2 protein-coding genes and 3 pseudogenes are annotated in these 2572 nt (G+C 64.1%); 3 read left to right on the forward strand and 2 right to left on the reverse strand.

Features of this window, described 5'->3' with window-relative positions:
* Positions 1-197, reverse strand: a 197-nt coding sequence (rpsO, locus tag ACTHJR_RS02670) for a 30S ribosomal protein S15 (RefSeq protein ID WP_440521530.1), incomplete at its 3' end; no start/stop codon positions are given.
* A 23-nt stretch (positions 198-220) separates the two neighbouring features.
* Positions 221-619, reverse strand: a pseudogene (locus ACTHJR_RS02675) (tRNA pseudouridine(55) synthase TruB); the annotation flags it as partial.
* Between the two features lie 100 nt (positions 620-719).
* On the opposite strand from ACTHJR_RS02675, the pseudogene ACTHJR_RS02680 reads away from it, so the two are divergent.
* The 3 genes and pseudogenes from ACTHJR_RS02680 to ACTHJR_RS02690 all read left to right on the forward strand — a co-directional run.
* Positions 720-1118: pseudogene (locus ACTHJR_RS02680) on the forward strand (tRNA pseudouridine(55) synthase TruB); the annotation flags it as partial.
* A 21-nt stretch (positions 1119-1139) separates the two neighbouring features.
* A complete protein-coding gene (gene rpsO, locus ACTHJR_RS02685; protein ID WP_066590615.1) occupies positions 1140-1409 on the forward strand; it encodes a 30S ribosomal protein S15 in 270 nt (89 codons plus the stop codon).
* A 153-nt stretch (positions 1410-1562) separates the two neighbouring features.
* Positions 1563-2572: pseudogene (locus ACTHJR_RS02690) on the forward strand (polyribonucleotide nucleotidyltransferase); the annotation flags it as partial.

A 2572-nucleotide genomic window follows, 5' to 3' on the forward strand; every position in this document is an offset into this window, starting at 1 on the left:
AGCGAGCGACGCTTGTTGACCATCATCAAGAGACCGCGGCGCGAGTGATTGTCCTTCGCATGGGTCTTGAAATGCTCGGTGAGCGTCTTGATGCGGTCGGTCAGGATCGCGACCTGAACCTCGGGGCTGACGGTGTCGCCATCGGCGCGGGCATGTTCCTTGATCAGCGCATCCTTGCGCTCGGGCGTAATCGACATTCTGTTTCCTTCGACATCGCGGACTAAAGGTTGAAACCGCGGACGACACGGGCTTCCCCGCTACTGACTTCCACCAACGCCACCGGGGTTTCGCCCAGCATTGCGAAGTGGAGGCCATCGTCTCTGGCAATCCCGGCCAGAACGCGCCCCTGTCGGAGCGCTCCTGCCTGGTCGGGGTCGAGGGAGAGAGCCGGGATGTCGTCCAGCCCCGCCCTCAATGGCAGGAGAATCTGTTCAAGGTCGTGGCGCTTAGCGGATTCGGCCAATTTGTCCAGCGATATCGCGTGGGACAGGTCGAACGGACCGGCCTTGATCCGCCTGAGATAGGTGACGTGGCCGACCGTGCCCAGGGCAAGCGCGATGTCGCGGGCGAGGCTGCGGATGTACGTGCCCTTGGAGACGTGGGCGGTGAGGGTGATGGCATCAACCGTCGCCCCGGCGGAGGCCGGGGCCGCTGGGTTACTTGGTAATGCCAGTGCATCAAACCCAGCGGCCCCGGCCTTCGCCGGGGCGACGTTGGAGGCAATCACCCTCACCGCCCATGTCTCCAAGGGCACGTACATCCGCTCCCTCGCGCGCGACATCGCGCTCGCCCTTGGCACGGTCGGGCACGTCACCTATCTCCGTCGCATCAAGGCGGGTCCGTTCGACCTGTCCCACGCGATATCGCTGGACAAATTGGCCGAAACCGCTAAGCGCCACGGCCTTGAACAGATTCTCCTGCCATTGAGGGCGGGGCTGGACGACATCCCGGCTCTCTCCCTCGACCCCGACCAGGCAGGAGCGCTCCGACAGGGGCGCGTTCTGGCCGGGATTGCCGAAGACGATGGCCTCCACTTCGCGATGCTGGGCGAAACCCCTGTCGCATTGGTGGAAATCCAGGGCGGAGAAGTCCGCGTCGTCCGAGGCTTCAACCTGTAATGTGATGTCGAAGGAAACAGAATGTCGATTACCCCCGAGCGCAAGGAAGCGCTGATCAAGGAACATGCCCGCGCCGAAGGCGACACCGGCAGCCCCGAGGTCCAGGTCGCGATCCTGACCGACCGCATCAAGACGCTCACCGAGCATTTCAAGACCCACGCGAAGGACAATCATTCGCGCCGCGGTCTGTTGATGATGGTCAACAAGCGTCGCTCGCTTCTCGATTATCTGCGCAAATCGGATGGCGATCGCTATCTCGCCCTCATCGCGAAGCTCGGTCTTCGCAAATAACTCCAGGAACGGCGCCTGCGGGCGCCGTTTCGCTTATTCGGCCCCGTGCAATCCGGCATGGGGGCGGCGGCGGAAACTTCCGCCACCCGGGCCGGACGTCAGGCCCACTCCAAGGCCCCCCTCGCATCGGGCGCCGGGAGTGAAGGTAAACAAATGTTCGATACCAAGAAAGTAAGCATCGAGTGGGGCGGAAAGACCCTCACGCTCGAAACGGGCAAGGTTGCCCGCCAGGCCGACGGCGCCATCATGGCGACGCTCGGCGAGACCGTCGTGCTGTGCGCGGTTACCGCCGCCAAGTCGGTCAAGGACGGGCAGGACTTCTTCCCGCTCACCGTCCATTATCAGGAAAAATATTCCGCCGCCGGGCGCATCCCGGGCGGCTTCTTCAAGCGCGAGCGCGGCGCGACCGAGAAAGAGACCCTGGTCTCGCGTCTCATCGACCGCCCGATCCGCCCGCTGTTCCCGGAAGGCTTCTACAACGAGATCAACGCCATCGCTCAGGTGCTGAGCTATGACGGCGAGAACGAGCCCGACATCCTGGCGATGGTCGCCGCGTCGGCCGCGCTGACGATCTCGGGCGTGCCCTTCATGGGCCCGATCGGCGCCGCGCGCGTCGGTTACCTCAACGGCGAATACATCCTCAATCCGACCGACGAGCAGGTTGCCGAGGGCGATCTCGACCTCGTCGTCGCCGCCACCTACGACGCGGTGATGATGGTCGAATCCGAAGCCAACGAGCTGTCGGAAGAGGTCATGCTGGGCGCCGTCATGTTCGCGCATGATGCGTGCCGCGAAGTGGTCAAGGCGATCGTCAAGCTCGCCGAGCAAGCCGCCAAGGATCCGTGGGAAATGGCGTCGTCGGACGACAATGCCGCGATCAAGGCCAAGCTCAAGAAGCTGATCGGCACCGACATCGCCGCCGCCTACAAGCTGACCGACAAGTCGGCGCGCTCGAACGCCCTCAACGAGGCGCGGGCCAAGGCCAAGGCGCAGTTCGCCGAAGACGGCCTCAGCCCCCAGGAAGTCATGGCCGGCATCAAGCTGACCAAGAAGCTGGAAGCCGAGATCGTCCGCACGGCCATCCTCAAGGACGGCAAGCGCATCGACGGCCGCACCACCACGCAGATCCGCCCGATCCAGGCGGAAACGCACTTCCTGCCGCG

The organism is Sphingomonas sp., assembly GCF_051962185.1.
Classification (GTDB): domain Bacteria; phylum Pseudomonadota; class Alphaproteobacteria; order Sphingomonadales; family Sphingomonadaceae; genus Sphingomonas.